The organism is Herbinix hemicellulosilytica, from assembly GCF_002904165.1.
Classification (GTDB): domain Bacteria; phylum Bacillota; class Clostridia; order Lachnospirales; family Lachnospiraceae; genus Mobilitalea; species Mobilitalea hemicellulosilytica.
This window is the reverse complement of sequence record NZ_CVTD020000035.1, coordinates 1-2,165: the sequence shown is the minus strand read 5'-3', so window position 1 is coordinate 2,165 and position 2,165 is coordinate 1. Positions and strand designations below refer to the sequence as shown.

Annotated in this window: 1 rRNA gene; it reads left to right on the top strand. The window is 50.6% G+C overall.

Annotation, left to right across the window (positions count from 1 at the left end):
- Positions 1 to 5: 5 nt before the first annotated feature.
- A 23S ribosomal RNA gene (locus tag HHT355_RS13475) occupies positions 6 to 2,165 on the top strand; the annotation flags it as partial.

Sequence of the window (2,165 nt, the reverse complement as noted above, 5' to 3'; positions counted from 1 at the left end):
TTAACGGTTAAGTTAGAAAGGGCGCACGGTGGATGCCTTGGCACTAGGAGCCGATGAAGGACGGGACTAACACCGATATGCTTCGGGGAGCTGTAAGTAAGCTTTGATCCGGAGATTTCCGAATGGGGAAACCCCCTCTTCGTAATGGAAGAGGATCCTTACCTGAATTCATAGGGTAAGGAAGGCACACCCAGGGAACTGAAACATCTAAGTACCTGGAGGAAGAGAAAGAAATTTCGATTCCCTGAGTAGCGGCGAGCGAAACGGGAAGAGCCCAAACCAAGAGGCTTGCCTCTTGGGGTTGTAGGACACTCAATACGGAGTGATAAAAGAACGGAGTAGATGAAGCGATCTGGAAAGGTCCGTCAGAGAAGGTAACAACCCTGTAATTGAAACTCTCGTTCTCTCCTGAGTGGATCCTGAGTACGGCGGAACACGTGAAATTCCGTCGGAAGCTGGGAGGACCATCTCCCAAGGCTAAATACTCCCTAGTGACCGATAGTGAACCAGTACCGTGAGGGAAAGGTGAAAAGTACCCCGGAAGGGGAGTGAAAGAGTACCTGAAACCGTGTGCTTACAAGTAGTCAGAGCACAATTATGTGTGATGGCGTGCCTTTTGTAGAATGAACCGGCGAGTTACGATCCTATGCAAGGTTAAAGTGGAAACTGGAGCCGTAGCGAAAGCGAGTCTGAATAGGGCGAATAAGTATAGGGTCGTAGACCCGAAACCAGGTGATCTACCCATGTCCAGGGTGAAGGTAAGGTAACACTTACTGGAGGCCCGGACCCACGCACGTTGAAAAGTGCGGGGATGAGGTGTGGGTAGCGGAGAAATTCCAATCGAACTTGGAGATAGCTGGTTCTCTCCGAAATAGCTTTAGGGCTAGCCTCAAGATAAGAGTATTGGAGGTAGAGCACTGTTTGGACTAGGGGCCCTCATCGGGTTACCGAATTCAGATAAACTCCGAATGCCAAATACTTATGCTTGGGAGTCAGACTACGAGTGCTAAGATCCGTGGTCAAAAGGGAAACAGCCCAGACCGCCAGTTAAGGTCCCAAAGTATACGTTAAGTGGAAAAGGATGTGGAGTTGCATAGACAACCAGGATGTTGGCTTAGAAGCAGCCACCATTTAAAGAGTGCGTAATAGCTCACTGGTCGAGTGACTCTGCGCCGAAAATGTACCGGGGCTAAACGTATCACCGAAACTGCGGATAGACTCTGTTAGAGTCTATGGTAGGAGAGCGTTCTAAATGCGTAGAAGCTAGACCGAGAGGACTGGTGGAGCGTTTAGAAGTGAGAATGCCGGTATGAGTAGCGAAAGATGGGTGAGAATCCCATCCACCGAATGCCTAAGGTTTCCTGAGGAAGGCTCGTCCGCTCAGGGTTAGTCGGGACCTAAGCTGAGGCCGAAAGGCGTAGGCGATGGACAACAGGTTGATATTCCTGTACCACCTATGGATTCGTTTGAGTGATGGAGTGACGCAGGAGGATAGGGTAAGCGCGGCGCTGGTCGTCCGCGTCCAAGCAATAAGAGGGGTCGTGAGGCAAATCCTTATGACCATAACCTCAAGTTGTGATTGGCGAGGGAAATTTAAGTACCGAAGTTCCTGATTTCACACTGCCAAGAAAAGCTTCTAGCGAGAATCCGGGTGCCCGTACCGCAAACCGACACAGGTAGGCGAGGAGAGAATCCTAAGGTGAGCGAGAGAACTCTCGTTAAGGAACTCGGCAAAATGACCCCGTAACTTCGGGAGAAGGGGTGCTCTTGTGGGTGTAAGCCCGCGAGAGCCGCAGTGAATAGGCCCAGGCGACTGTTTAGCAAAAACACAGGTCTCTGCAAAGCCGAAAAGGCGAAGTATAGGGGCTGACGCCTGCCCGGTGCTGGAAGGTTAAGAGGAGAGGTTAGCTTGAAGCGAAGCTTCGAATTGAAGCCCCAGTAAACGGCGGCCGTAACTATAACGGTCCTAAGGTAGCGAAATTCCTTGTCGGGTAAGTTCCGACCCGCACGAAAGGCGTAATGATTTGGGCACTGTCTCAACGAGAGACTCGGTGAAATTATAGTACCTGTGAAGATGCAGGTTACCCGCGACAGGACGGAAAGACCCCGTGGAGCTTTACTGTAGCCTGATATTGAATTTTGGTATAGCTTGTACAGGATAGGTA